Genomic DNA, 25,312 nt, shown 5'->3' with positions numbered 1-25,312 from the left:
CCGTCCAACGGCGCGTCCGAATCGATCCGGAATCACCTCAAGTGCTACTTCAGGGTTACCTGAGGTGCATCACTCCGTCGTCGGGTGGCGGGGGGCGGAGACGTCGTAGACCTCGGCCTCCACCGACATCAGCGCGGACACGACCTCCGACTTCAGAGCCGACTCCTCCGCGCTCCCCCACACGATCGTCCGGTCGCCCTCCAGGCTGACCGTGATCCGGTCCACGGCCTCGGCCGTCATGCGCACAGTCTCCGGCCGCAGCTCCTCGGGCAGGTGCCGGGCCACCGTCGCGACGTCGCGCAGCAGGCGGGCGTCGTCGCTCGACGTCGTGACCTGCAGCACGCCGGGCTCGGGGTCGGCGACGGAGCGGAACACGACGCCGTCGGCGTCCACCCACTGCCACTGGCCCTCCCGCTTGCGCTGGAACGCGACCGTCCGCTCCTCCACGACGATGCGCACCGTTCCGGGAAGCTCACGCTCGACGGTGGCCTTGCGGACGGCCGGCAGGTCGGCAACGCGCTGGGCCACGGCGTCGGCGTCGAGGCGCGCCATCGGCACCCCGGTCTCGACGGCGGCCGCCGCCGTCACCTGCTCGGACGTCAGCAGGGCCGTGCCCTCGACGACAACCTCGCGGGTCTCGAAGGCCGGGGAGAAGTACGCGAGCCACACGCCGAGCGCGGTGAGCAGCGCCACGCCCGCCAGCGATCCGCGCAGGATCCAGCGGCGGCGGCGCTCCGAGGCGCGCTTCGACTGCAGCGCCTTCGCGAAGGCGCCGGGCGGGAGCGGTTCGGTCACGACGCGGCGTCGGGGCGCTGCTTCAGCAGATCGGCCAGCAGCGGGCCCACGATGGTCACGTCGCCGCAGCCCAGCGTGATGACGAGGTCGCCGGGGCGGGCGATCTCGTTGAGCGCGGCCGGCAGGTCGTACTTCTCGGGCACGTAGTGCACCTCGGCCGCGCCGTGGCGGATGGCGGCGTCGACGACCAGCTGACCGGTGACGCCGGGCACGGGGTCCTCGCGGGCGCCGTCGACATCGTTGATCACCGCGATGTCGGCCAGCGTCATCACCTGACCGAACTCGTCGGAGAAGTCGACGGTGCGGCTGTAGAGGTGCGGCTGGAAGCAGGCGATGAGCCGGCCGTGCAGCCCGGTGGCCTCGTTGCCGGCGGCAGTGGCGCGGCGGGCCGCGGTGAGCGCGGCGCGGATCTCGGTGGGATGGTGCGCGTAGTCGTCGTAGACGCGGATGCCGGCGGTGTCGGTGATCAGCTGGAACCGGCGCAGGGTCCCCTCGAAGCGGCCGAGGGCCTCCACCGCCTCCTGGTGCGAGAGCCCCAGGACGCGGCCGACGGCGTAGGCGGCGGAGGCGTTGGCGAGGTTGTGGTTGCCGGGCACCTGCAGCACGATGCGGCCCGAGTCCTCGCCGTAGGTGATGGTCGCGGCCACGCCGTTGCCGTGCGCCTCCACGTCGGTGATGCGCACATCCGCGTCCTCGGCCTCGCCGTAGCGGATGATGTGCTTGGCCTCGCCGACCAGCTCGTCGGCCAGCTGCCGGGAGCCGGCGTCGTCGACGTTGATGACGACGTGGCGCACCAGTGGCCGGGTGGCGAAGGCGCGGAATCCGTCGGCATACGCCTCGGGCGTGCCCCAGTTGATGAGGTGGTCGGCCTCCACGTTGGTGATGACGGCGATCTCGGTGGGGTACTGCAGGAACGACGCGTCCGACTCGTCGGCCTCGACGATGAACGCCTCCCCCGCCCCGACGGCGGAGCTCGTGCCCGTCGTCGACAGTGGGGCGCCGATGACATAGCTCGGGTCGCGGCCGGCCTCGCTCAGCATGACGGCGGTCATGGCGGTGGTGGTGCTCTTGCCGTGCGTGCCGGCGATCGACACGCCGCGCTTGCCCTGCATGAGGGCGGCGAGCGCGGCCGAGCGGTGCCAGATCCGCAGCCCGCGGCGCCGGGCCTCGACCAGTTCGACGTTGTCGGCGCGGATGGCCGACGAGATGACGACGGTGCGGGCGTCGCCGAGCTGCGACGCGTCGTGGCCGACGTAGGTGGTGACGCCGTCGCGCTCGAGGTTGCGCAGGGCGGTGGAGTCCGAGCGGTCCGAGCCGGACGTCTTGATCCCGAGGGCGGCGTACAGCCGCGCGACGCCGCTCATGCCGGAGCCGCCGGCGGCGATGAAGTGGACGGGGCCGACCTGCTCGGCGGGCACAACCTCGATCGGGTTGAGGAGCATCAGTTCACCTTTCGGGTCTCGGCCACGGCGAGGACGGCGTCGGCGAGAGTCTCGGCGGCGTCGGACGGGTAGATGCCCCGGCACGTGGCAGACATGGTGGCGAGCCGCTCGGGATCCCCGAACGTGTCCAGCACCAGCGTCGACAGTCTAGCGGGGGTCAGATCGGCGTCGTCGACAAGGAACCCGGCCCCCGCGGCCACCAGCTCGGCGGCGTTGCGGGCCTGCTCGCCGTTGCCGTACGGCAGGGGCACGAAGATGACGGGCACGCCGCTGACGGCGGTCTCCATCACGGTGCCGGCGCCCGCGCGGCCCACCATGAGGTCGGCCGCGGCGTACGCCACCGCCATGTCGGTCACGAACTCGACGGGGCGGTACTCGGCGCCGGAGGGGCCACGGTGCGCGACGTGCGCGTGGGTGAAGTTCTTCGGACCCAGCACGTGGAGGATCTGGATGCCGGCGGCGAGGATGTCGTCGCGGGCGGCCTCGACGGCGAGGTTGATGCTGCGGGCCCCCTGGGAGCCGCCGCTGACCAGCAGGGTCGGGCGGTCCGGGTCGAGCCCGAACGACGCGCGGGCCTCGGCCGCCTCGACGCTCGGGTGCGTGATGGAGCGCCGCATCGGCATGCCGACCAGCCGGGCGCCGGGCATGGTCGTCTCACCGAAGGTGGTGCCGACGAAGGCCGCGAACCGCGCCCCGATCCGGTTGGCGATGCCCGGCAGCTTGTTGGCCTCGTGCACGACCACCGGCACCCCGCGCAGCCGCGCCGCCAGGTAGGCGGGGATGGACACGTACCCGCCGAAGCCGACCAGCACGTCGGCCCGCGCCTCGCGGAGAATCCGCGACGCCTGCCGCACGGAGCGCGTCAGCGTGTATGGCAACTTGATCAGGTCGAGGTTGATCGTCCGCGGCAGCGGCACCGGCTCGATGAGCCTCAGCGGCAGGCCGGCCTCCGGGATGACTCGGGTCTCGAGGCCCTTGGCGGTGCCGATGCAGACGATGCCGGCGCCGGGCCGGCGCTCCTGGATGGCCTTCGCGGTGGCGATGAGCGGCGACGTGTGGCCGGCGGTGCCCCCGCCGGCCATGACGATGCTGACCATTCAGTCCTCCTTGGTGGCTGCCATGACGCTGGTCATGCGTGGGCGGCCGGTTCGTCGTCGGGCGGCGAGGTGCGCGCGCGCCTCGGGCGTGTCGCGGGCGATGGCGAGCAGGACGCCGGCGGCCATGAGGGTCGCCAGCAGCGCGGAGCCGCCGTAGGAGACGAACGGCAGCGGGACGCCGAGGACCGGCAGCAGGTGCAGGACCACGAAGATGTTGATGACGGCCTGGACGAGGAACCACCCGGTGATGCCGGCCGCGACGACCCGGTTGAACATCGTGTCGGCGCGCATGGCCGTCTCCAGCCCCGCCCAGCCGAGCAGGGCGAACAGCGCGATGATGAGCAGCACCCCGAAGAGGCCGAGCTCCTCGCCGATGACCGCGAAGATGTAGTCGGTGTGGGCGCCGGTCTTGAGGCCGCCCCACTTCTGCTTGGAGGCCCCGAGCCCCAGCCCCCACCACCCGCCGGAGGCCAAGGCGTACAGGGCGGCCATCGGCTGGGACGACAGGTCGCTGTTCGACGACGGGTCCAGGAAGATCTGGATGCGGCTCATGCGGTTGCCGGAGCCGTACACCAGCAGGATGACCAGCCCGAGCGCCGCGGCGCCCAGGGGTGCGAGGATGCGCATCGACGTGCCGACGAAGAACAGCACCAGCACCATGATGAGGCCGATGATGAGGCCGGTGCCGAGGTCCTTGCCGGCCAGCACGAGCGCCAGGATGAGCCCGCCGAGGGGCACGAAGGGGATCGCGATCTGGATCGGCTCATGGAGCCGGGAACGCTTGATGTGGAACAGGGCGCCGCACCACACGATGAGCGCCAGCTTCGCGAACTCGGACGGCTGGAACTGGAAGCCGCCGATGACGAGCCAGTTGCGGTTGCCGTTGATGACGACGCCCAGCGGAGTCAGGACGGCGATGAGCAGAGTGACGGCCAGCGCCCACACCAACCAGCCCATGCGCCGCAGGACGTCAGGCTTGATGCGCATGAGCACGAACGCGCTGAGCAGTCCGATGCCCAGGAACTGCAGCTGCCGGATCGTGTAGTAGTACGGGTCCCCCTCCTCGGCCTGCGCGATGACCGACGACGCGGACAGCACCATGAGGCTGCCCACGCCGACCAGGGCCGCGACACTGGCGACGATGAAGTAGAACGGCGCCATCGGGGAGGCCGCGAGGGCGCGGACCTGGGACCACAAGCTGATCGGGCGCGCCGGGGACGCTGCGTCGGACGCCATCAACCACTCCTATCCCGCGAGGTAGCGCTGCACCGCCTCGGCGAACCGGTCGCCTCTGGCCGAGTAGCTGTCGAACATGTCGAGGCTGGCGCAGCCCGGGGAGAGCAGCACCACGTCGCCCGGCCGGGCCATGCCGGCCGCCACGGCGACCACCTCGTCCATGACCTCAGTCTCGGTGCTGTCGAACACGCGCACCGGGACATCGGGCGCGTGTCGGGCCAGCGCCTCGGCGATGACCTGTCGGTCCACGCCCATGACGACGGCGCCGCGCATCTTCCCGCGGTGCCGCTCGATGAGGTCGTCGAACGTGGTGCCCTTGGCCTGGCCGCCCGCGATCCACACGAACGAGGAGTACGCCTGCATGGCGGAGTTCGCGGCGTGCGGGTTGGTGGCCTTGGAGTCGTCGACGAAACGCACTCCCCCGTCCTCGGCGACCTGCTGGATCCGGTGCCCGGCCAGCTGCAGCCGCTTGAGACCCTCGGACACCGCGGTGGCCCGCACGCCGTAGCTGCGGGCGAGCGCGGCGGCGGCCAGCGCGTTGGCGACGTTGTGCGGCGCGTAGGGCTGCACGTCGGCGACCTTGGCCAGCTCCAGGGCGGAGTCGCGGCGCTGTTCGACGAAGGCGCGGTCGACGATGAGGTCGTCGACGATGCCGAGCATCGAGACGGCGGGAGTGCCCAGCGTGAAGCCGATGGCGCGGGCGCCCTCCACGACGTCGGCCTCCTCCACCATGCGCTCGGTGACCGGCTCAGCCACGTTGTAGACGCAGCTGTGCGTGACGCCGTGGTAGATCTTCGCCTTGTCGGCGATGTAGCCCTGCATGGGGTCCTCGCCGCCGTACCACTCGAGGTGGTCGGGGTGGACGTTGAGGACGACGGCCGAGTGGAGGTTGACGTTGTTCATCCAGTGCAGCTGGAAGCTGGACAGCTCGACGGCGAACACGTCGTACTGCGTGTCGTCGAGGATGGCCTCGATGATCGGGCGGCCGATGTTGCCGACGGCAGCGGCGCGGCGGCCGTCGGCGATGAGGATCGACTCCAGCATCTGCGTGGTGGTGGTCTTGCCGTTGGTGCCGGTGACGCCGAGCCACGGGATGACCCGGTCGGGCTGCATCATGCGCCACGCCAGCTCGGTCTCCCCCCACACGGGGATCCCGGCCGCAGCGGCCTGGCGCAGCAGCGGCGCGGTGGGCCGCCAGCCCGGGGACGTGACGACGAGGTCGGTGCCGGGCGGCAGCTGGGCCGTGGCGCCCTTGCCCAGGACGACGGTGACGTCGAGGTGGCGCAGCAGCGTCGCCTTGTCGGCGTGCGCCTCCGACTCGTCGAGCACCGTGACGTTGGCGCCCAGCGACATGAGTCCGTCCGCGGCCGCGAACCCGGACACCCCGAGCCCCGCGACGACGACGTTGGCCGACGGCCAGTCCGACAGCCGGTTCGCGTCGCGCATCCAGTCCTTGGTCACTGTCCCACCACCCATTCGGCGTAGAAGATCCCGATGCCCAGCGCCACGCAGAGGCCGCCGATGATCCAGAAGCGGATCACGACGGTGACCTCGTCCCACCCGAGCAGTTCGAAGTGGTGGTGGATGGGCGACATCTTGAAGATGCGCTTGCCCTTGGTGGCCTTGAAGTAGGACACCTGCAGGGCGACGGAGCCGACCTCGATGACGAACAGCAGGCCGAGGATGACCAGCAGCAGCTCGGTGCGGGTCATCATCGACAGGCCGGCCAGCGCCGCCCCGATGGCCATCGAGCCGGTGTCGCCCATGAAGATCTTGGCCGGCTTGGCGTTCCACCACAGGAAGCCGAAGCAGGCGCCGGCGAAGGCGATGGCGACCACCGCGAGGTCGTGCGGGTCGCGGACCTCGTAGCAGCGGGGCCCGGCCGTCGACGCCCGGGCGCACCACTGGTTGAACTGCCAGATGTTGACCACCGTGTACGCGGCGAACACCAGCGTGGCGCTGCCGGCGGCCAGGCCGTCGAGGCCGTCGGTGAGGTTGACGGCGTTCGACCACGCCGAGATGAGGAAGATGATGAACGGCACCGCGAGGGGCAGCGGGAGCGTCAGCCAGGGGATGTCGCGCAGGAACGAGATGGCCGGAGAGGCGGGGGTCAGGCCGCGCTCGTCGGGGAAGTTGAGCGCGAGGAACGCGAACAGCCCGCCGATGACGAACTGGCCGATGAGCTTGCCGCGCGGCGTCAGCCCGAGCGAGCGTTCCTGGGAGATCTTGGCCCAGTCGTCGAGGAAGCCGAGGAAGCCCATGCCGACGGCCAGGCCGATCAGCAGCACGCCCGACAGGCTGGGGGCCTGCCAGCGGATGAGGTGGGACAGGGTGTAGGCCAGTACGGCGGAGCCGATGATGACGAGGCCGCCCATGGTGGGGGTGCCGCGCTTGACGTGGTGCGCCGCGGGGCCGTCGTCGCGGATGAACTGGCCGTACTGGCGGCGGGTGAGGAACTTGATCAGCCAGGGCGTGCCCACCATGGCGAAGAGGAGGGACAACGATCCCGCGGTGAGGATGTTGATCACTTCGCGCCTCCGTCTCCGCCGGCCAGGTCGGCCGCCACCGTTTCGAGTCCGACGCCGCGCGACCCCTTGATGAGGACGACGTCGCCGGGGCCAAGGCTAAGGGACGCGGCGACGTCCGCACGAGCCGCGACTCGCGCGGGCACCCCCTCGGCGGCCGCGCCGGCGACGATGTGGCCGGCCAGATCACCGACCGCGACCACCTCGCCCACGCCGACATCTGCGGCCCGCCGGCCCAGCTCCTCGTGCAGGCCCGCCGCCAGCGGGCCCAGCTCGAGCATGTCTCCGAGGACGGCCACGACGCGGGCGGCCGGGTGCTCGGCGCGCGTGCCCTGCACCAGTTCCACGGCCGTGGTCAGCGCGACCGCCATGGAGTCCGGGTTGGCGTTGTAGGCGTCGTTGAGGATGAGGACGCCGTCGGGGCGCCGGTGCAGTTCCATGCGCCAGTCGGACCGGGGGGACGCCGACGACAGCGCGTCCGCGATGAGGTCGAGCTCGAGCCCGGCCGCCAGCGCGGCGGTCGCGGCCGCCAGCGAGTTGGACACCTGATGCCGGCCGATCACGGCGAGGCTGACCTGGGCGCTGCGCTCGCCGTCGGGGTCGAGGACCACGAGGTCGAAGGAGGCCTGGCTCAGCGCGTTGAGTCGCACGTCGCGGGCGGTCACCCGCAGGTCGCCGTCGGGCAGGTCGCCCTCGCCGAACCAGGCGATGCGGGCGCGGGTGGCCGACCGCATGCCGGCGACCGCCGGGTCGTCGGCGTTGAGGACGGCCCAGCCGTCCTCGGCGAGGTCCGCCACGATCTCCGACTTGGCGCGGGCCGTGGCCTCGACGCCGCCGAACTCGCCGACGTGGGCGTGGCCCACGTTGAGGCACACGCCGACGTCGAGTCCGACGAGCGAGGTGAGCCAGGCGATGTGTCCGATGCCCCGCGCGCCCATCTCGGAGACCAGGTAGGCGGTGTCGTCGTCGATCCGGCAGGCGGTGAGCGGGACCCCGACCTCGTTGTTCTGCGAGCCGACGGGAGCCACGGTCGGGCCGGCCGCCTCGAACACCTGGGCCATGAGGTCCTTGGTGCTCGTCTTGCCGGAGCTGCCGGTGACGCCGATGCTCACCATGCCGCGGGCGCGGGCCTCGCGGACGAGGCCGCGGGCCAGCCAGCTGAGGGCCGTGACGGAGTCCTCGGCCAGCAGGTGCGGGACGTCGGCGTCGGTGAGCGCCATGCCGAGCACCCCGGAGGCGCCCGCCTCGACGGCGGCAGGGGCGAAGGCGTGGCCGTCGACCCGCTCGCCGGGGATGGCGACGAACAGACTTCCGGGCGTGGCGCGCCGGTTGTCGATGACGACGTCGGGGCCCACCACGGGGTCCGGGTCGCCGACGAGTTCGACGGCGCCGGGTGCCATGAGGTCGACCAGGTCAGAGATGCTGCGCGGCCGCATGGGACGCTCCTTCCTCACTGAGGCGCCGCCAGGCCAGCGTCGCCTCCTCCACGTCGTCGAAGTCCACGATGCGGTCGGCCAGGATCTGGCCGCGTTCGTGCCCCTTGCCGAGGATGGCCACCACGCTATCCGGCCCTGCGCCGCGCAGCGCCGTCTCGATCGCGGCGCGCCGTCCCGCGACTTCGAGGACCTCGGCGCCGGGCCTGAGCGCCGCCTCGGCGCCGGCCAGCGTCTGCGCCCGGATGCGGGCGGGGTCCTCGCTGCGCGGGTTGTCGTCGGTGATGACGGTGAGGTCGCTGCCGCGCGCGGCGGCGGCGCCCATCTCGGGGCGCTTGTCCGGATCGCGGTCGCCGCCGCAGCCAAGTACGGTCACGACGCGGCCGAGCCCGGCCAGGGAGGCGACGGCCGCCCCCACCGCCTGCGGGGTGTGGGCGAAGTCCACCACCACCAGCGGCGCGCCCGGGCCGAGGTCGACCCGCTGCATCCGGCCCGGCACCTGTGCGGTGCGCAGCCCGGCGAGGGCCTCGTCGGCAGGGACGCCGACGGCCTCGAGCATGGCGAAGGCCACGGCGGCGTCGATCATGTTGTACTCGCCGGGCAGCGTCAGCTCCAGCTCGAGGGTCTCGCCGTCGCGCAGCAGCGTGGCGCGGCCGCCGAGGGGCGCGACGGGTTCGTACCCGGTCAGCACATAGCGCGCGTCGGGAGAGGTGCCGACGGTGATGAGCCGGCTCCCGCCATGGTCCGCGACCCGGCCGGCGATCTCGCGGCCCTTCGGGTCGTCGGTCCAGACGACGGCGGCCGCGGAACGGCCCGGCTCGAACAGCCGGGCCTTGGCCTCGAAGTAGTCGTCGAGGTCGGCGTGGAAGTCCAGGTGGTCGCGGCCGAGGTTGAGGAAGCCGACGACGTCGAACTCGATCCCGTCGACGCGGGCGAGCGCGAGGGCGTGGGAGCTCACCTCGAGGGCGACCGCGTCGGCGCCCCGGTCGCGCATGACGGCCAGCAGCGCCTGGAGGTCCGGCGACTCGGGGGTGGTGACGGTGGTGCGGGCGGAGCGCAGTTCCTCGTCGCCGAGGCGGAAGCCGATGGTGCCGATGGTGCCGGTCAGGCGGCCGGCGGCCTGCAGTCCGGCCTGCAGGAGCGCGACCGTCGTGGTCTTGCCGTTGGTGCCGGTCACGCCGAGCATCGTGAGGTCCCGGGCCGGCTCGCGGAAGCAGCGGGCGGCGACGACGGCGGCCGCGTGCCGGGCATCTGCCGCCGCCAGGACGGGCACGGCGACGTCGGTGAGCGAGGGCGCCGTGGCGGCGTCGGTGAGCACGGCCGCCGCGCCCGCGGCCACGGCCTGCGGCACGAAGGCGGCGCCGTGGGTCGACGTCCCCGGCAGCGCCACGTAGAGCCAGCCCGGGCGCACGGCCCGCGAGTCGAGCGTCACACCGGTGATGGCGGCCGTCCCGGGATCCCCGGCCACGTCCAATCCCTCGAGCAGCCCCGCCAAGGGGGCGGGCGGCGGCTCGGGCGGGCGAAGCGTGCTGTCCATCAGTCGAACGTTAGCGGGGTTTCCGGCGCGGGCGTCGTCGACGGGGCCACGTTGTAGCGGGGCAGGGCCAGGGAGAGGATCTCGTTCACGGCCGGCAGCGCGAGCCGGCTGCCGAGGTTGCCGTTGGTCGGCTGGTCGAGGACGACATAGACGAGGATCTGCGGGTCCTCGGCCGGCGCGACGCCCACGAAGGAGGCGGTGAAGCCGTTGTAGCACTTGCACGTGGGGTCGTAGCGCTGGGCGGTGCCCGACTTCCCGGCGGTGCGGTAGCCGGGGATGGCGCGCGACTCGTTGAGGCCGATGACGGCCTCCATCATCGTGAGGGTGGCGTCGGCCGCCTCCTCGGAGACCACGCGTCGCGTCGCGGGGGTCGGCAGCTCGACGGCGGTGCCGTCGGCGGTCGTCGCGGACTTGATGATGGTCGGCTGCACGTAGGTGCCGCCGTTGGCGACCGTGTTGATGGCGGCGGCCATCTGGATGGCGTTGACCGACAGGCCCTGACCGAAAGACACCTGGTCGCGGGTGTAGTCCGCCATGTCGGCGCCCGGAATGCTGCCGGTGGTCTCGCCGGGCAGGCCGACGCCGGACTTGGCACCCAGGCCGAAGTCGCCGAGGTACTCGGCGAGCAGCGCCTTGTCCATCTGGCGGGTCAGCATGATGGTGCCGATGTTCGACGACTGCGCCACGACGCCGCTGGCGGTGAGGTTGATGGTGCCGTGGTCGAAGGAGTCGCGGACGTAGCCGGCGCCGGACGCGATGCGCGGCGGGACTACCACCTTGGTCGTCGGGCTGACGAGCCCCTGGTCCGCGAGGGCCGCCATGGTGAGGACCTTCTCCACCGACCCGGGCTCGTAGGCCTCGGTGACGACGCGGTTGCCGCGGTCCTCGGCGTCGGCGGCCGACGGGTTGGCCGAGTCGAAACCCGGCGAGTTGGCCAGGGCGAGGATCTCGCCGGTCTTGACGTTCAGGACGACGGCCTTGCCGGTGGCGGCGCCGGCCTGCTTCACGTGCTCGGCCAGAATCTGCTCGGCCATCCAGGTCAGGTCCGAGTCCAGCGTCAGCTGGTACGACGTGCCGTCGACCGCCGGCGTCATGATGTTGGTGCCGAGCGGGATGCGGCCGTAGGTGGACCAGTCGTAGACCATGCTGCCCGGGGTGCCGTCGAGGTCGGCGTCGAGCGCGTACTCGAGGCCCTCGGCGCCCTTGCCCTCGTGGTTGACGAAGCCGACGACGCTGGAGGCGACGGAGCGGTTCGGGTAGACGCGGATGGGGTCCGGGTCGCCGAACACGCCGTACCAGGGCCGCCTGCCGTCGCCGCCGAAGCCGAGCGCCATGTCGTCCTTGATGGCGGTGTAGACCGCCGCGGGTACCTTGCGCTCGACGACCTCGTAGCGCGAGTCAGGGGTGTCGATCAGGTCCAGGTAGGTCGACTTCCGGCCGCCGAGATGCTTGACGAGGATCTCGGCGACGGCGTCGGGCGCGGCCGCCGCCTCCTCCTGCTTCTTCTCGCTCATCGGGTAGCGCTTGTCGGCGCCGTTGGTGCGGATCATGTCGGGGTCGATGGACACGATCATCGCCGGCTCGGTCGCGGCCATGACCACGCCGTTGCGGTCGGTGATCGACCCACGGGTGGCAGGCAGGTCGCGGGTCGACTGCATCTTGGCGGCGGCCTCCGCCGCGAAGGCCTGCGAGTCGATGCCCTGCAGCTGCACTGCGCGCACGACGGCCACCGACAGCAGCAGCGCGAGGCTCAGCATGAACACGCGGATGCGGACGGTGGCGCGCCCGACCGGCAGCCGCAGCGTCTTGCGGTAGCGGCGGGGCCGGCGGGTGCCCGGCGCGGTGGCGCGGGACCGTGACGCGGGCCGGGCGGCGGAGCGCGGCGTCGACGCGCGCCGGGTGGATGGCGCGGGACGGCCGTTCGTGCCGGAGGCGCGCGGCCGCGGCGACCCGTAGGCGCCGGTGGTGCCGTTGGTGGCGCGGCCGGATCTGGGTCGTTTCTCCACGGCTCAGTCCCCCGTCGACCCGGCGGCCACGAGGTCGTCGGCGGACTGCCCAGCCGGGGCCGGCTGCGCGCGGGGCGGCACCGGGGCTGCCGGAGGGGGCGCCTCGGTGCGGCGGCCGCGCAGGAACGGCAGCTCGTCGCCGGTCACCGCGGTCGGCACGCCGGTCACCGTGCCGTCGGCGAGGTGGATGAACGCCGGGTAGGGGTTGGGGACCATGCCGAGCTGGGACGCGCGCAGCGCCAGGGCGTTGGCGCTGGACACCTTCTGGAGCTGCGAGGTCAGCGCGGCGGCCGTGTAGCCGAGTTCGGTGGACTCCCGCCGCAGCGACGCCAGTTCCTTCGACTGGGCGCCCACCTGCGTGGTGACGATCATGACCAGAGCCAGGCCGGCCGCCACGAGCAGGGCGACGATGCCGACGAACCCCATGACCGACACCGTCGTCGGCTGAGGGCGCACGACGCTCAGCCGGGGGGCGGTCGGGGCGTCGGCGGTCACCGGTTGTGCACTCATGCTGCGGCCTCCTTCGTGCGTTCGGCTGCCCGGAGCCGCGCGGACGCGGCCCGGGGGTTGTGGGCGATCTCGTCGGGGGTGGGGCGCTCGGCGCCGCGGGTCAGCAGGGTCAGTTCGGCCTTGAGCTCGTCGGGGACGACGGGGAGGTCGCGCGGGGCGCGGTCGGTGGCCCGCGCCGCGAACGTGCGCTTGACGAGCCGGTCCTCCAGCGAGTGGTAGCTGAGGACGGCGATGCGGCCGCCCAGGGCGAGCGCGTCGACGGCGGCCGGCAGCACTCCCTCGAGGGCGGCAAGCTCGCGGTTGACCTCGATCCGCAGGGCCTGGAACGTCCGCTTGGCGGGGTGCCCCCCGGTGTGGCGCGCGGCCGCGGGGATCGCGGCGGAGATGACCTCGACCAGGCGTGCCGACCGGTCGAAGGGCTGCCGGGCGCGCTCGGCGACGACGGCCCGCGCGATGCGGTCGGCGAACCGCTCCTCGCCGTGCCACTTGAGGATCCTGGCCAGCTCGCCGACGGGGTAGGTGTTGAGCACGTCGGCGGCGGTGGCGCCCTCCGTCGGGTTCATGCGCATGTCGAGGGGCGCGTCGACCCGGTAGGCGAAGCCCCGCTCGGCGCGGTCGATCTGCAGCGACGACAGGCCGAGGTCGAGCAGGATGCCGTGGACGCGACGGATGCCGAGGTCGTCGAGGACGTCGGGGAGCTCGTCGTAGACCGCCTGGACGAGGGTCGCGCGCTCGGCGAGGTCGCCCAGCCGTTCGCGGGCGACGGCGTGCGCGTCGGGGTCTCGGTCGATGCCGATCAGTCTGGCCTCGGGGCAGGCGCTGAGGATCGCGGCGGCGTGGCCGGCCAGCCCGAGGGTGCCGTCGACGTAGACGGCGCCCGGGCGCTGGAGCGCCGGGCGCAGCAGTTCCACGATGCGGTCACGCATGACCGGTTCGTGGACGTCGGCGAAGCCCTGCATCGTGTGTGTCTCGACCCTCTTAGCTGTTGCTGTGTCCGCCTCACCCGGAGGTTCCCTTCCGGAGTGGACCTGACATCGGGGAAGTGAAGTCAGGGCCGCCGGCCGGGAACCACCGGGTGAGCCGTCTCACCCCTGGAAGGCGGTGAGTTCGTTGTCCATCCCGGCGAAGCGCTCCTCGCTCTCCGCCGAGTAGGTGTGCCATGTCTCGGCGTCCCAGATCTCGGCGCGGTTCAGCGCACCGATCACCACGACGTCGCGGTCCAGGCCGGCGTAGTCGCGCAGGATCTGGGGAATGGTCACCCGCCCCTGCCGGTCCGGAATCTCGAAGCTGGCGCCCGCGGTCATCATGCGCTGGTAGTCGCGGACCTGCTTCACGGTGCTCGGGGCCTTCATCGCGTCCGCCATGAGGGCCTCGAAGGTGTCCTTGGGGTAGACCGCCAGCGCCCGCTCCTGTGCGCGGGTGATGACGAGTCCGTCCTCGAGGGCGTTGCGGAACTTCGCGGGCAGGATGAGGCGCCCCTTCTCGTCCAGCTTCGGCGTGTATGTCCCCAGAAACATCGACCAGGCACCCCCTCTCGCTCCACTTTCCCTCCACTACGCTCCACCGAGCCCCACAGTACCCCACTTCCCTCCACTACTGCACCACATTGTGGCGTGTTGACTCCCCCGTTGCGCCCGCGTCTACGCTGGGAGAGCCGTCTCGGCGCGCACGCCACCCAAGGAGTCCCGGTGAATCAGACCGCCATCCCCTCGCTGACCGAGGTGTCCCAGCTCGCCGGCCGGATAGCGGCCGAGATGGCCCGCGTCATCGAGGGCAAGGACCGGCAGATCCGCACCGCGGTCACCGTGCTGCTGGCCGAGGGGCATCTCCTGATCGAGGACGTGCCCGGCGTCGGCAAGACCGTGCTCGCGAAGTCGCTGGGGCGTGCCATCGCCGGCGACGTCAAGCGCATCCAGTTCACACCTGACCTGCTGCCCAGCGACGTGACGGGCGTGTCGGTGTTCAACCAGTCGACCCGTGAGTTCGAGTTCAAGCCCGGCGGGATCTTCGCGCACATCGTGCTGGGCGACGAGATCAACCGCGCCTCCCCCAAGACGCAGTCGGCGCTGCTCGAGGCCATGGCGGAGGGCCAGGTGTCCGCCGACGGCCACACCTACCGGCTCGCGGAGCCGTTCATGGTCATCGCCACGCAGAACCCCATCGAGATGGAGGGCACCTATCCCCTCCCCGAGGCGCAACGCGACCGCTTCATGGCGCGCATCACCATGGGGTACCCGGCGCGGCAGGCCGAGGTGGCCATGCTCGAGCACCACGCCGGCGGAGACCAGCTGTCCACCGTCCTGCCCGTGACCGACGCCGCCGCCGTCGCCGCCGCCGCGCGGGCCATCCGCGCCGTGTACGTGGCCCCCGTCATCAACGACTACATCGTCGCGATCGTCGAGGGCACGCGGCGCCACCCGGACCTCCGGCTGGGTGCCAGCCCCCGCGCCTCGCTGCACCTCATGCGCGCGGCCCGGGTGGAGGCCGCGCTCGCGGGGCGCGACTACGTCATCCCGGAGGACGTCCGCGCGCTCGCCGTCGAGGTGCTCGCCCACCGGGTGCTGCCGACGGTCGAGGCCCAAGTCTCCCGCCGGGACCCCGAAACCATCGTGCGCGCCATCGTCGAGGCCACGCAGGCCCCGAACCGGGGCTGACGCGTTGCCGAGGCGGGGCACCCGGCTGACCGGGCGTGGGCTGGCGCTGCTGCTGTGCGGCGCCGCCGCGACCGCGGGCGCCGCCTGGCTCGGCGAGCGGGACCTCGTCTGGCTGGGACTGGCGCTGACCTCACTGCCGCTGCTCGCCGCGGTGTACCTGCAGCTGGCCCGTCCCCGGGTGAGCCAGCACCGCACACTCACTCCGGACACGATCGCGGTCGGCTCGGCCACGCACGCCGTGCTGCAGGTCGCCAACCAGGCCCCGGCGCAGGCGAGCGCGCTGCAGTTCGTCGACAACGCGCCCGCGGAGCTGGGCGGCGGGGTCGGGTTCGTCATCGCCCGAGGCTTCGGCCGCTGGCGGCAGGCCGTCGGCTACACACTGCAGGCCGACAAGCGCGGCCGCTTCGAGGTGGGCCCGCTGCTGGGGACCGCCGGCGACCCCTTCGGCCTGGCCCGCCGCCGCTTCACGGCGGCCGGCGGCACCTCGCTGCTCCGCGTCACCCCACGGATCTGGACGCTGGGCGACCTCGCGGGTGGTGCTGGGCTCGGCGCGGCAGGCGACGCCACGCCGCAGCGCATCGGCCAGGCGGGGCAAGACGACGTCCTGGTCCGCGAGCACCGGCACGGCGACGGCATGCGGCGCGTGCACTGGCGGATGACCGCCAAGCAGGGCGACCTCATGGTGCGCCTCGAGGAACACCCCTGGGACCCCTCCAGCACGCTCATCGTCGACACGCGGCGCTCCGCGCACCTCGGGTCCGGCCCGACCGGAAGCCTCGAGTGGGCGGTGTCGGCGGTCGCGTCGATCGCCGCCCTGCTGGTCGAGGGCCGCTACCGCCTGGCCGTGCTCGCCCCGTCGGGAACGGTGTTCGCCTCCGGGCACACGGTCGGGCACGCGGCCCGGCACGCGATGCTGGAGGCCCTGACCGAGCTCGACGAGTCCGAGGAGACGTGGCTCGGGACCGCGGTGGCGAACCCGGAGGCGCTGGCGACGTCGGCCTCCCTCCTGGCCGCCACCGGGCTGCTGCACGCCGCCGACGCCGCCGCGCTCGCCGCCGCCGGCGGGCGCGCCCGCAGCCTCATCGCCCTGGTCCCCGATGCCCGCGCCTGGGGCCGGCCCTCGGAGGACCACGACGACGCCTGCCGCCTGCTGCGCAACCACGGCTGGACCGTCAAGGCGTACCGCCCCGGCGAGCCGGTCCCGGACGTGTGGGGACGGGTGGCGCGATGAGGTTCAGTCACCACCCGTTCAGCAGCGTCGTCATCGCGGCGGCGACGCTGCTGTCCCTGCTGCCGCTGGAGCCCATGGTGCGGGGGTCGGGCCACCTCCTTGAGGCGGCGTTCGTGGTGGGGGCGTCGGCGGTGGTCGGCGTCGGGCTGACGCTGCTGCGCTCGCCCCGGCTGCTGGTGGTGCTGGCGCAGGCGCTGGCGGTCGCGGGCGTCGTCGCGTGGCGGGGCCTGGGACTCGTGCCCGGCGCCGCCGACCCGCTCGCCGCTCTCGCCGCGCTGACCGCCGACGGGGTGACGGCCATCCGCACGGGCGCCGCCCCCGTCGAGCCGGTGCCCGGCATCGTGTGGCTCGTCGTCGTGCTGACGGCGCTGCTCGTCGTGGCGCTCGAACTGCTCGTGACTGCGCTGGAGCAGCCCGCGTGGGCGATCGCGCCGCTGGCGCTGGTCTACGGCGTCGCGGCGATCACCGTCGACACCGACCTGTCCTTCTGGTACCTGCTGCCCGTGGTGGCGGGCTATGTCGCGGTGCTGCTGAGCGCGACCGGTGTCGCGGAGTCGGCGACCGGGCGGGCGTCGCGCCCCGGGGCGTACCTGGCGTCGCGGCTGCAGGTCGCCGTCGCGTTCGGGGCGGCGGCGCTGGCGCTCGCGCTCGTGGTGGCGCCGCTGCTGCCGCTCGGGGACAAGCAGCCGTGGAACTCCGGCCCCGACGGCCCCATCCAGCTGAGTGATCCGACCGTCCGGCTCGAACAGGACCTCAAGCGGCCCGCCGACAGCGAGGTGCTCACCTACCGCACGTCGGACGGGCGTCCCGCGTACCTGCGCACGGTGGCGCTGCCCGAGCTGACCCCCTCTGGGGCGAGGCTGCTGCCGATGCGGTTGTCGACGTTCGGGCTGAGCCAGGCACACACCTTCCCCGGCGACGAGGTCGAGGTGATGGTGAGCATGGCGGGCGTGCCGTCGGAGTACCTGCCGGTGCCGTTCGCCGTCGACGCCATCGACGCCGCCGGGGAGTGGAGCTTCGATCCCGACACGCTGAGCGTCGTCGCCTCGGGGCCGGACCGGCTCGAGCAGACCATCGACCTGGACTACACCGTCATCTCAACCATGCCGTCGCCGTCGCGCGAGGAGATCGAGGCGGCCGGGGCCGGATCGGGGGTCCTCGCGGCGACGTCGGAGGTCCCGGAGGGGCTGGACTCGCGGGTGACCGCGATGACGGCCGAGGTCGTGGCGGGGGCGGACAGCGCCGGGGCGAAGGCCCTGGCGATCCAGGAGTACCTGCGGTCCGGCGCGTTCGAGTACAGCCTCGAGGCCCCGGCCTCCACCGGCACCGACGCGATCAGCTCCTTCCTGCTCGACGACCGCTCCGGCTACTGCATCCACTTCGCGGCCGCGATGATCGCGATGGCGCGCATCGAGGGCATCCCGGCCCGGATGGCGGTCGGCTTCACGCCCGGCGAGCTGCTCGAGGACGGCTCCTACCGCGTCACGGCACACGACGCCCACGCCTGGCCCGAGCTGTTCCTCGAGGACCTGGGCTGGGTGCCGTTCGAGCCGACGCCGGCGTTCGACGGGCCGCCCGAGTACACCGACCCCGCCGAACGCCCCACGGGCAGCGCGTCCCCGTCGCCGACCCCGACGACGTCGGCGTCACTCGAGCCGCCCACCGTGGAGCCGACGGCCGCCCCCACCCCGACACTGCGCCCGACCGCCCCGGGACAGGACACCGACGTCAGCGTCGCCGGTTGGGTGGTGGCGGGGCTGTCGCTGCTCGTGCTGCTGGCGCTGCCCGCCCTGATCCGCATCGCGCTGCGCGTGTGGCGGCTGCGGCCGGGGCAGGCGCGTCGCACCGCCGCGGCGGCGGCGTGGGCGGAGGTGGAGGCGCTGTTCGTCGACGTCGGACGAGACCTCCCCGACGGCTCCCCCGGCCCCGTCGCGGCGGCCATGGCGGCGGACCTGCCGCAGCGCGCGGCCGCCACCCTGCGGGAGATCGCGCACACCGTCGAGGTGAGCCAGTTCTCGCGGACCGGCACGGACGTCGACCGGCTCCCGGCGCAGGTGCGCGCGCTCCGGGCGGCGCTGTTGCGTGACGCGACGCCGGCAGTGAGGGCACGGGCGCTGCTCGGGCCGCCGTCGCTGCTCCTTGCGGCACGCCGGGTTGACCTGGGTGCGTAGAATTGACGAAAGGCTGACGAGGGAGATCCGATGGCGCTGTCTGAGCAAGAACGCAAGCTGCTGGAGCAGCTTGAGGCGTCTCTCATGGCCGAGGACCCCAAGCTCGCGGACACGCTGCGCGGGTCGTCGTCCATCCGGATCCACCGGCGCCGCGCGGCGCTCGCCGGGCTGGGGTTCATCGTCGGCGTGGTGGTGCTGCTGGTCGGGGTGCAGGTGCATCCGGCCGTGAGCGTGCTGGGCTTCCTCGTGATGCTGGCGGCGGCGCTGGTCGGGATCAACTCGTGGCGCCGCGTCGGAGACGACGGTGGGGGTCAACCCAGCCGTCGGCCCACCCAGGGCGCGCCGCGTCAGCCCACGGCGTCGTCGCAGGACTTCATGGACAAGCTCGAGGAGCGGTGGCGTCGTCGCCAGCAGGGCGACCTCTGACCTTTCGCTCCCCCCGGAAGGGTCAGGACGCCGGGCGCTCCCGCTCCGTCGCACCGCGGAGCTCCGCCGCCAGCCACCCCAGCAGCGCGGGGAGCTGGTCGGGCTCCGCCCCCTGATCCTCCGGGTGCCACTGCACGGCCAAGACCGGCCGCTCCGGATCCTCGACCGCCTCGATGACGCCGTCATGCGTGGCCCACGCGACGGGCTTCAGACCCCGCCCGAGGACGCCGATCGCCTGGTGATGGGAGCTGCGCACCGTGACCTGCCGCTCGGCCAGCACCGCGGCGAGGCTGGACTCGGCCGCGACGTCGACGAGGTGGTCTCGCATCGGGTCGCCCTCAGGCCGACGGTGGTTGAGGTGCGTGACCAGGTGCGGGATCAGGTCGCCGCCGTACGCCACATTGATCAGGTGCATGCCGCGGCAGATGCCGAGCAGGGGCCGCCGGTCGGCGCGGCAGGCCTGGATGACGATGAGGGCACGCCGGTCGGCGGTGACGAGGTGGTCGCCGGAGCCGGGATAGTCGAGGGGCCCGCCGTAGAGACGCGGGTCGACGTCGTGCCCCCCGAGGATCACGACGGCATCCGCGGCGGCCAGCGCCGGTTGCCAGCGGTGGTCGCCGCAGTCCTCGAGCCCGATGAGGGTGGGGGTCCACCCCTCGCGTCGGGCGGTCTCGACGGCGTCCTCGGCGAGGCGGGTGAGCAGATCCCCGAAAGGGCCGGGCTCGTAACTGGTGGCCGGTGCGATGACAAGGAGCTTCATCTCCCCCATCGTGCTCAGCGTCCGTTTCGGGGGTGTATCAGGCGTGGATCAATTGCGCGTCCGAACGACGGGTGAGCCGCGCCCGCTGGACGGCCCGCGGCCCGAACCGCAGTACCGCCTTGTCGATGGCCCGCTCCGCATCGGTCCAGCCATGCACCGGCTCGTCGAGCGCGGGCTGCTGGTAGGTGTCCGTCACGGGCACCAGCTTCTCCACCCGCACCCCGACGCGCCGGATCCGGGCGCGCTGCAGATGCAGCCGGCTGAACAGCCGCATCGCCTCGGCGTAGATGTCGTTGGTGCGGTCCGTGTGGGCCGCCAGGGTCCCGGTGCGGGTGATGGTGGTGAAGTCGGCGAACCGCACCGACAGCGTCACGGTCCGCCCCACCATCGCCCGGGCACGCATCCGCGACGCCGTCCGGTCCGCCATGCGCAGGATCTCGGTGGCGACCACCGCGACATCGTCCGTGTCCTGCGGGAACGTCTCCTGCGACCCGACGCTGTGCTCGGCCGGCTCGCGGGCCAGCACCGAGCGGTCGTCGCGGCCCCAGGCGAGGTCGAACAGCAGCGCGCCCTGGTTGTCGCCCAGCGCCCGCTGCAGCGTGGCGCGCGGGGTGGTGGCCAGGTCCCGCACCGTGCTGAGGCCGAGCCGGTGCAGCCGCTCCGCCGTCGCCTCCCCCACCCCCCAGATGGCCTCCACGGGGAGGGGGTGGAGGAACGCGATGACGTCCTCGTCGCGCACCCGGACCAGGCCGTCCGGTTTGGCCTGCTTCGAGGCGAGCTTCGCGATGAACTTGCTGGGCCCGATGCCGACGGAACACGCGACCCGCTGCTCGTCCATCACCTGCGCGCGCAGCTGTTCCCCCACCGCCTCCGGGTCTCCGCCGAGGCGGCGCAGCGCGGTGGTGAGGTCGATGAACGCCTCGTCGATGGAGGCCATCTCCACCCGGTCCGTGAGGGTGTCGAAGATCTCGCGGACACCGTCGGACACCGCCGTGTAGTGGTCGAAGTCCGGGTGGACGACGGCGACCTGCGGGCACAGCCGACGCGCCCGGCTCGCCGGCATCCCGGCCGTGATCCCGAACCTGCGCGCCGGGTAGTTGGCCGACAGCACCACCCCGCGGGTGGAGCCGCCGACGAACATCGGCACCTCCCGCAGTTCCGGGTGGCGGGCCATCTCCACCGACGCGTAGAACGCGTCCATGTCCACGTGTGCGATGACGCGCATCGTCTACCTCCCTGAGCTTCCGGGGCTCGAGTGCCACAGTTTCCGCGGGGCCTCCGCGGCGCCGGTGCCGGCGGGTTTGATGTCGGCGTACGGCGATTGCCGGAACCCGCTGGCGTGCACCAGCACCCGACGGCGGCCCATCCCGCCGGCGCGGGTGTGGTCCTGCGGGTCCGGTGGCGGTTCCTCGGCGGGGGCCTCGTCGGTCTCCCCCGCCGGTTCCCCGGCCGGCCGCCGGCCCGGGTCCGCGGAGTCCTCGCCCGCCGGCCGCCACTCGCCCACCAGGCTGTAGCCCTCCGGCACCTCGTCGAGTACCGCGACGACGGCCGCGACCGCCTCCGCCTCCGTCGCCCCCTGGTCCAGCGCCGAGCGCCACACCTCGTCGAGGTGGCCGAGATCCCAGCACCCGGTGGCCCGGATCGACACGCCCCGCGGGCCGGTGCGGCGGAGCTTCCCCCGCACCAGCACCATCCACGACGAGAACACGGTGGCGGCGTAGGGCCCCTGCACGTCTTCGAAGAAGGTGGCGTCCACCGGCCCCGTCGAGTCGTCCAGGGTGAGGAAGATCACCCGCCGGCCGGAGCGCACCGGCGGCGTCTGCGTGGCCACCTTCACCCCCGCGACCAGGACCTCCGACTGGTTGCGGCGCTGCAGCAGCGTCCGCGAGCTGGTGGCGTCGAGGGCGCGCAGCAGCGGCAGGTAGCGCTCCATGATGTGCCGGCTGGCGTCCAGCCCGAGGATCTCCAGCTCCGCCTTGAGGCGCTGCTCGTCGTCCATCTCCGGCAGCCCGGTGGCGACGACGTCCGCCGTCGGCTCCGCGCCGCCGTCACCGTCGCCGAAGTCCAGCACGCCCTGAACCGCCTGCGGTGCGCGGAACGCCCGCTGGGTCTGGGCGCGGGCGAGCTCGCCGGGGTCGTCGCCCAGCGCCTGGGGGCGGCGGCCCTTCGCGCGGGCCACGGCCCGCTCGTCGGCCCGGCGCTGCCGGTGCAGGTCCGCCAGGGCGAGCAGGAGGTCGCGGCGGGTGACCTGACCGCGACGCTGCACCGCGGCGCGGCGGCCGATGCGGTACAGGCCGTCGAACGCGCCGGCGAGGATCAGCCGCTCCACCACCGGCTCCGCGACCCGCGCCCGCTCCCAGAAGTCCGTCAGCGACAGGTACGGCTGGCCGGCCACGATGCGGTCGATCTCCGCCTCCCCGATGCCCTTGACGTCGGCCAGGGACAGCCGGATGCCCCAGCCGTCGATCTGCGGCAGCCCGTCGGTGGTGGGCGGCGCCCCCATGGCGAGGTGCTCCGGCAGCGCCATGCCCTCCTCGGCGCCGTCGAGGCGTTCGGCGCGGTACTGGCCGACGCTGCGGTTGACGTCGAGGCCGAGGATCTCGATGGTCATGCGCCGCGCCTCCTCCAGCAGCAGCCGCTTGGGGTACATGCCCGGGTCGTGCGTGAGGATGCCGGCGATGAAGTGCGCCGGGTAGTAGCGCTTCAGCCACGCCGACTGGTAGGTGGGCAGCGCGAACGCCGCGGCGTGCGCCTTGCAGAACCCGAACGAGGCGAACGACTCGAGGATGAACCAGATCTGCTCGACCATGTGCTCGTCGTAGCCGCGGGCCAGGGCCTTGGGCCAGAACCACTCCTTGACCTGCGCCTGTCCCTCCCGGTCCCCGAGCGCGCGGCGCACCTCGTCGCCCTGCGCCAGGCTGCAGCCGGTGGCGATGGCGATGATCTGGATCACCTGCTCGTGGAACACGACGACGCCGTGGGTCTGCTCGAGCGCCGGGATGAGGCTGGGGTGCAGGTACTCGGGCTCCGTCCAGCCCTGGCGGGCCTCGAGGAAGGGGGTGACCATGTCCGACTTCACCGGCCCGGGCCGGAACAGGGAGATGTCGACGATGATGTCGTGGAACGTCTCGGGGCCGAACTTGCCGACCAGTTCCCGCTGGCCGGGCGACTCGATCTGGAAGCAGCCCAGCGTGGCGCGGTGGGCGATCATGTCGTAGACCGCCGGATCGTCGAAGGGGTCCAGGGCGTCGATGTCCGGCGGCGGGCCGACGGGCCGGGTGCGCCCGATCTCCGCGACGGCGTGCGCCATCGCCGACTGCATCCGGATGCCCAGCACGTCCAGCTTGAGCAGGCCGAGGTCCTCGACGTCGTCCTTGTCGAACTGGCTCATCGGGTAGCCGCCGAAGCTGGCCTCCAGCGGGGTGCGCTGCCTGAGCGACGAGTCGCTGAGGATCACGCCGCACGGGTGCAGCGCGATGTGCCGGGGCAGCCCGTCGAGGGATTCGACCAGCGAGAACAGGACGTCGAGGCGTTCCTCCCCCAACCCGGCGGCGCGGAGCTCGGGCAGGTCCCGCAGCGCGGCGCGGGCGTCGCGGGCGCGGATGTGCGGGAAGGCCTTGGCCATGGCGTCGATCTCCACGGGCGGCAGACTGAGCGCCGCCCCGACGTCGCGCACCGCGTGCCGCACCCGGTAGGTCTCGATCATGGCCACGCACGCGACGCGCTGCCCGCCGAAGGTCTCCAGGATGGTGTCGTAGACCTCGGTGCGGCGGGCGGACTCGACGTCGAGATCGATGTCCGGCAGCGCCTGCCGCAGCGGCGACAGGAAGCGCTCCATGATCAGCCCGTGCCGGATCGGGTCCACCCCCGAGATGCCCAAGGCGTAGTTGACGAGGCTGCCGGCGCCCGAACCGCGGGCCGCGCACCGGATGCCGAGGCCGCGGATGAGGCCCACCACGTCCGCGACCGTGAGGAAGTAGGACTCGAACCCCAGCCGTCCGATGACGGACAACTCGTCGTCCAGCCGGTCCGCGGTCTCCCGGCCGATGGTCCCGTGCCGCTCGACCAGCCCGGCCTCGCACCGGGCGCGCAGCGCCGACGGCGCCTGCTCGACGGTGGTGCCGAGCGTCTCGAACTCCGGCAGCCGGATCTCGCCCAGCCCGACGTCTCCGATGGGGTCCAGCATGCAGCGCTCGGCGAGCCCGCGGGTGGCGGCCAGCAGCGCGCCGCCGTCGGGGTGACCGGCGAGCCGGGCCACCTCGTCGGCCGCCTCGCGCATGGCCTCGTCCGGCTTGAGGTAGCCCTCCGCGTTGCGCCGGTCCACGTTGCGCACGTCGAGCGGGACCAGGCGGCGGGCCGCGTCGAGGACGTCGACGGTGGCCGCCTGGCCGCGGCGCGCCATGCGCACCATGTTGGTGAGGACGGTGGGCACGCCGAGGCGGTCCCCGAGCCGGACGATCCCGGCCGCCTGGTGCGCCGATGCCGGCCCCCGGCCGCCCACGCGGTGGTTGGTGGCGGCGAGCCACAGCACGGAGCCGAGTTCGGTGCGCCAGCGACGCACCGCCTCCTCCGCGCGGTCCGGGCGGCCGGCCACCAGGGCCGCGCCCACCTCCGAATCCGCGCCGAGCAGCACCGCGACGTCCCTGCCGGCGCAGTACCGGCCGAGCATCTCCAGCGTCACCACGGGATCCCCGCGCTCGCCCGTCAGCTGCGCGGCCGAGATGAGCTCGCACAGCACGCCCCATCCCGACCGCGACCCCGCCAGCACCACCGCGCGCGGCAGCCGCTCGTCACGCAGCGGGCCGCCGCGGGCCGCCGTCGGGCGCCGCTCGGGGCGCCATCCGTCCGGGCGGACGGCCAGGTCCACGCCGACGATGGGCGCGATCCCGGCCTTCAGGCAGGCCTTGGCGAACCGGACCGCGCCGTAGAGGCCGCCGCGGTCCGTGATGGCGAGCGCGTCCATGCCGTGGGCGGCGGCCTCCGCCACGAGGTCGCTCGGGTGGGAGGCGCCGTACTGGAAGGAGTAGCCCGAGGCCACCCTGAGGTGGACGAATCCGCCCATCAGTCGAACACCGCCCGGAGCACCCAGTCCTCGGCGTCGACGGTGCGCGCCAGCTCGTACACGCCGCGTTGGCGCCCGTTGCCCGCCTCGACGCGCCACACCTCCCGCTCCCCGAGGAGGTCCCCCCGCGGCGCGACCTCCTCGCCCCGGGCAGCCCGCACGCGCGGGCCGGTCCACCAGGGCGTGGCGCGGCTCCACCGGCCCTGGATCTCCTTGACCAGCAGCAGCCGCCCCCGCCAGATGAACTGGCGCGGTTCGTCGCGGAACAGGACGTGGATGGGCTCGTCGTAGGTGCGCATGGCTGTCTCCCGGGGATGGCGTCGAAATGGACACGTGTGGCTCGACCCGGGAGCCCCGGCCCTGCGCAGGGGTCGAAGCTGCGCCGGGCCGGGGCGGCCCCTCACCGACGCCTGTTCAACCAGAGCTT

20 protein-coding genes are annotated in these 25,312 nt (G+C 73.0%); 4 read left to right on the top strand and 16 right to left on the bottom strand.

Annotated elements, in window-relative coordinates; genetic code table 11:
• Nucleotides 1–69 precede the first annotated feature (69 nt).
• The 12 genes from ACFQPD_RS01320 to mraZ form a co-directional block, all read right to left on the bottom strand.
• Nucleotides 70–795, bottom strand: coding sequence for a cell division protein FtsQ/DivIB (locus ACFQPD_RS01320; RefSeq protein WP_385897594.1), 726 nt, complete (start codon nt 793–795; stop codon nt 70–72).
• Nucleotides 792–2,240, bottom strand: coding sequence for a UDP-N-acetylmuramate--L-alanine ligase (gene murC / locus ACFQPD_RS01315; protein WP_385897626.1), 1,449 nt, complete (start codon nt 2,238–2,240; stop codon nt 792–794). The genes ACFQPD_RS01320 and murC overlap by 4 nt, the downstream gene beginning before the upstream one ends.
• Nucleotides 2,237–3,334 (bottom strand): undecaprenyldiphospho-muramoylpentapeptide beta-N-acetylglucosaminyltransferase, encoded by a 1,098-nt coding sequence (murG, locus tag ACFQPD_RS01310; protein WP_385897591.1) that lies wholly within the window; start codon nt 3,332–3,334, stop codon nt 2,237–2,239. Before murG ends, murC begins: the two co-directional genes overlap by 4 nt.
• Nucleotides 3,335–4,570: a putative lipid II flippase FtsW gene (gene ftsW / locus ACFQPD_RS01305; protein ID WP_385897588.1), complete on the bottom strand. Its 1,236-nt coding sequence runs from the start codon at nt 4,568–4,570 to the stop codon at nt 3,335–3,337.
• 9 nt (nt 4,571–4,579) lie between these two features.
• Entirely contained in the window at nt 4,580–6,046 is a 1,467-nt protein-coding gene (murD, locus tag ACFQPD_RS01300) for a UDP-N-acetylmuramoyl-L-alanine--D-glutamate ligase (RefSeq protein WP_385897585.1), read from the bottom strand.
• Nucleotides 6,028–7,098: a phospho-N-acetylmuramoyl-pentapeptide-transferase gene (gene mraY, locus ACFQPD_RS01295; protein WP_385897583.1), complete on the bottom strand. Its 1,071-nt coding sequence runs from the start codon at nt 7,096–7,098 to the stop codon at nt 6,028–6,030. Before mraY ends, murD begins: the two co-directional genes overlap by 19 nt.
• On the bottom strand, nt 7,095–8,531 hold the full coding sequence (murF, locus tag ACFQPD_RS01290; protein WP_385897579.1) for a UDP-N-acetylmuramoyl-tripeptide--D-alanyl-D-alanine ligase: 1,437 nt from the start codon (nt 8,529–8,531) through the stop codon (nt 7,095–7,097). The genes mraY and murF overlap by 4 nt, the downstream gene beginning before the upstream one ends.
• Entirely contained in the window at nt 8,509–10,065 is a 1,557-nt protein-coding gene (locus ACFQPD_RS01285; protein WP_385897576.1) for a UDP-N-acetylmuramoyl-L-alanyl-D-glutamate--2,6-diaminopimelate ligase, read from the bottom strand. The genes murF and ACFQPD_RS01285 overlap by 23 nt, the downstream gene beginning before the upstream one ends.
• Nucleotides 10,065–11,822, bottom strand: coding sequence for a peptidoglycan D,D-transpeptidase FtsI family protein (locus tag ACFQPD_RS01280; protein WP_385897624.1), 1,758 nt, complete (start codon nt 11,820–11,822; stop codon nt 10,065–10,067). The genes ACFQPD_RS01285 and ACFQPD_RS01280 overlap by 1 nt, the downstream gene beginning before the upstream one ends.
• Nucleotides 11,823–12,074: 252 nt before the next feature.
• A complete protein-coding gene (locus ACFQPD_RS01275; protein WP_141680129.1) occupies nt 12,075–12,581 on the bottom strand; it encodes a hypothetical protein in 507 nt (168 codons plus the stop codon).
• Nucleotides 12,578–13,540 (bottom strand): 16S rRNA (cytosine(1402)-N(4))-methyltransferase RsmH, encoded by a 963-nt coding sequence (gene rsmH, locus ACFQPD_RS01270; protein ID WP_385897573.1) that lies wholly within the window; start codon nt 13,538–13,540, stop codon nt 12,578–12,580. The genes ACFQPD_RS01275 and rsmH overlap by 4 nt, the downstream gene beginning before the upstream one ends.
• Before the next feature lie 126 nt (nt 13,541–13,666).
• Nucleotides 13,667–14,098, bottom strand: coding sequence for a division/cell wall cluster transcriptional repressor MraZ (mraZ, locus tag ACFQPD_RS01265; RefSeq protein WP_385897571.1), 432 nt, complete (start codon nt 14,096–14,098; stop codon nt 13,667–13,669).
• A 171-nt stretch (nt 14,099–14,269) separates the two neighbouring features.
• On the opposite strand from mraZ, the gene ACFQPD_RS01260 reads away from it, so the two are divergent.
• From ACFQPD_RS01260 to ACFQPD_RS01245, 4 genes are read left to right on the top strand one after another with little or no spacing between them, the layout of a single operon-like run.
• Nucleotides 14,270–15,235, top strand: a complete 966-nt coding sequence (locus tag ACFQPD_RS01260; protein WP_385897568.1) for an AAA family ATPase — start codon at nt 14,270–14,272, stop codon at nt 15,233–15,235.
• Nucleotides 15,236–15,239: 4 nt separating this feature from the next.
• Nucleotides 15,240–16,466, top strand: a complete 1,227-nt coding sequence (locus ACFQPD_RS01255) for a DUF58 domain-containing protein (RefSeq protein ID WP_385897566.1) — start codon at nt 15,240–15,242, stop codon at nt 16,464–16,466.
• Nucleotides 16,463–18,637 carry a transglutaminaseTgpA domain-containing protein gene (locus ACFQPD_RS01250; RefSeq protein ID WP_385897563.1) on the top strand — a complete coding sequence of 725 codons (2,175 nt, stop codon included), beginning with the start codon at nt 16,463–16,465 and terminating at the stop codon, nt 18,635–18,637. The genes ACFQPD_RS01255 and ACFQPD_RS01250 overlap by 4 nt, the downstream gene beginning before the upstream one ends.
• A gap of 30 nt (nt 18,638–18,667) precedes the next feature.
• Nucleotides 18,668–19,063, top strand: a complete 396-nt coding sequence (locus ACFQPD_RS01245) for a DUF3040 domain-containing protein (RefSeq protein WP_385897561.1) — start codon at nt 18,668–18,670, stop codon at nt 19,061–19,063.
• Nucleotides 19,064–19,085: 22 nt separating this feature from the next.
• Here ACFQPD_RS01245 and ACFQPD_RS01240 read toward each other — a convergent pair whose 3' ends face one another.
• Genes ACFQPD_RS01240 through ACFQPD_RS01225 form a run of 4 tightly spaced genes read right to left on the bottom strand, consistent with a single transcriptional unit; the run spans nt 19,086 to nt 25,184 of the window.
• Nucleotides 19,086–19,823 (bottom strand): gamma-glutamyl-gamma-aminobutyrate hydrolase family protein, encoded by a 738-nt coding sequence (locus ACFQPD_RS01240; protein WP_385897558.1) that lies wholly within the window; start codon nt 19,821–19,823, stop codon nt 19,086–19,088.
• Between the two features lie 37 nt (nt 19,824–19,860).
• A complete protein-coding gene (gene dinB, locus ACFQPD_RS01235; protein ID WP_385897556.1) occupies nt 19,861–21,048 on the bottom strand; it encodes a DNA polymerase IV in 1,188 nt (395 codons plus the stop codon).
• A gap of 3 nt (nt 21,049–21,051) precedes the next feature.
• Complete coding sequence (locus ACFQPD_RS01230; protein ID WP_385897555.1) at nt 21,052–24,885, bottom strand: DNA polymerase III subunit alpha; 3,834 nt, start codon at nt 24,883–24,885, stop codon at nt 21,052–21,054.
• Nucleotides 24,885–25,184, bottom strand: coding sequence for a DUF6504 family protein (locus ACFQPD_RS01225; protein WP_068752457.1), 300 nt, complete (start codon nt 25,182–25,184; stop codon nt 24,885–24,887). Before ACFQPD_RS01225 ends, ACFQPD_RS01230 begins: the two co-directional genes overlap by 1 nt.
• Nucleotides 25,185–25,312 lie beyond the last annotated feature (128 nt).

The organism is Tessaracoccus sp. O5.2 (assembly GCF_964266725.1).
Classification (GTDB): Bacteria; Actinomycetota; Actinomycetes; order Propionibacteriales; family Propionibacteriaceae; genus Arachnia; species Arachnia lapidicapta.
The sequence above is the reverse complement of the archived record's forward strand: the minus strand, read 5'-3'. Positions and strand labels throughout refer to the sequence as shown.

Coding starts and splice junctions, on each gene's coding strand:
- ACFQPD_RS01280 (WP_385897624.1), bottom strand. CDS start 11,822: ATGCTGAGCCTCGCGCTGCTGCTGTCGGTGGCCGTCGTGCGCGCAGTG.
- ACFQPD_RS01245 (WP_385897561.1), top strand. CDS start 18,668: ATGGCGCTGTCTGAGCAAGAACGCAAGCTGCTGGAGCAGCTTGAGGCG.
- ACFQPD_RS01285 (WP_385897576.1), bottom strand. CDS start 10,065: ATGGACAGCACGCTTCGCCCGCCCGAGCCGCCGCCCGCCCCCTTGGCG.
- dinB (WP_385897556.1), bottom strand. CDS start 21,048: ATGCGCGTCATCGCACACGTGGACATGGACGCGTTCTACGCGTCGGTG.
- ACFQPD_RS01230 (WP_385897555.1), bottom strand. CDS start 24,885: ATGGGCGGATTCGTCCACCTCAGGGTGGCCTCGGGCTACTCCTTCCAG.
- ACFQPD_RS01275 (WP_141680129.1), bottom strand. CDS start 12,581: ATGAGTGCACAACCGGTGACCGCCGACGCCCCGACCGCCCCCCGGCTG.
- murG (WP_385897591.1), bottom strand. CDS start 3,334: ATGGTCAGCATCGTCATGGCCGGCGGGGGCACCGCCGGCCACACGTCG.
- ACFQPD_RS01240 (WP_385897558.1), bottom strand. CDS start 19,823: ATGAAGCTCCTTGTCATCGCACCGGCCACCAGTTACGAGCCCGGCCCT.
- murD (WP_385897585.1), bottom strand. CDS start 6,046: ATGGGTGGTGGGACAGTGACCAAGGACTGGATGCGCGACGCGAACCGG.
- ftsW (WP_385897588.1), bottom strand. CDS start 4,570: ATGGCGTCCGACGCAGCGTCCCCGGCGCGCCCGATCAGCTTGTGGTCC.
- mraZ (WP_385897571.1), bottom strand. CDS start 14,098: ATGTTTCTGGGGACATACACGCCGAAGCTGGACGAGAAGGGGCGCCTC.
- rsmH (WP_385897573.1), bottom strand. CDS start 13,540: ATGCAGGGCTTCGCCGACGTCCACGAACCGGTCATGCGTGACCGCATC.
- ACFQPD_RS01225 (WP_068752457.1), bottom strand. CDS start 25,184: ATGCGCACCTACGACGAGCCCATCCACGTCCTGTTCCGCGACGAACCG.
- murF (WP_385897579.1), bottom strand. CDS start 8,531: ATGCGGCCGCGCAGCATCTCTGACCTGGTCGACCTCATGGCACCCGGC.
- ACFQPD_RS01250 (WP_385897563.1), top strand. CDS start 16,463: ATGAGGTTCAGTCACCACCCGTTCAGCAGCGTCGTCATCGCGGCGGCG.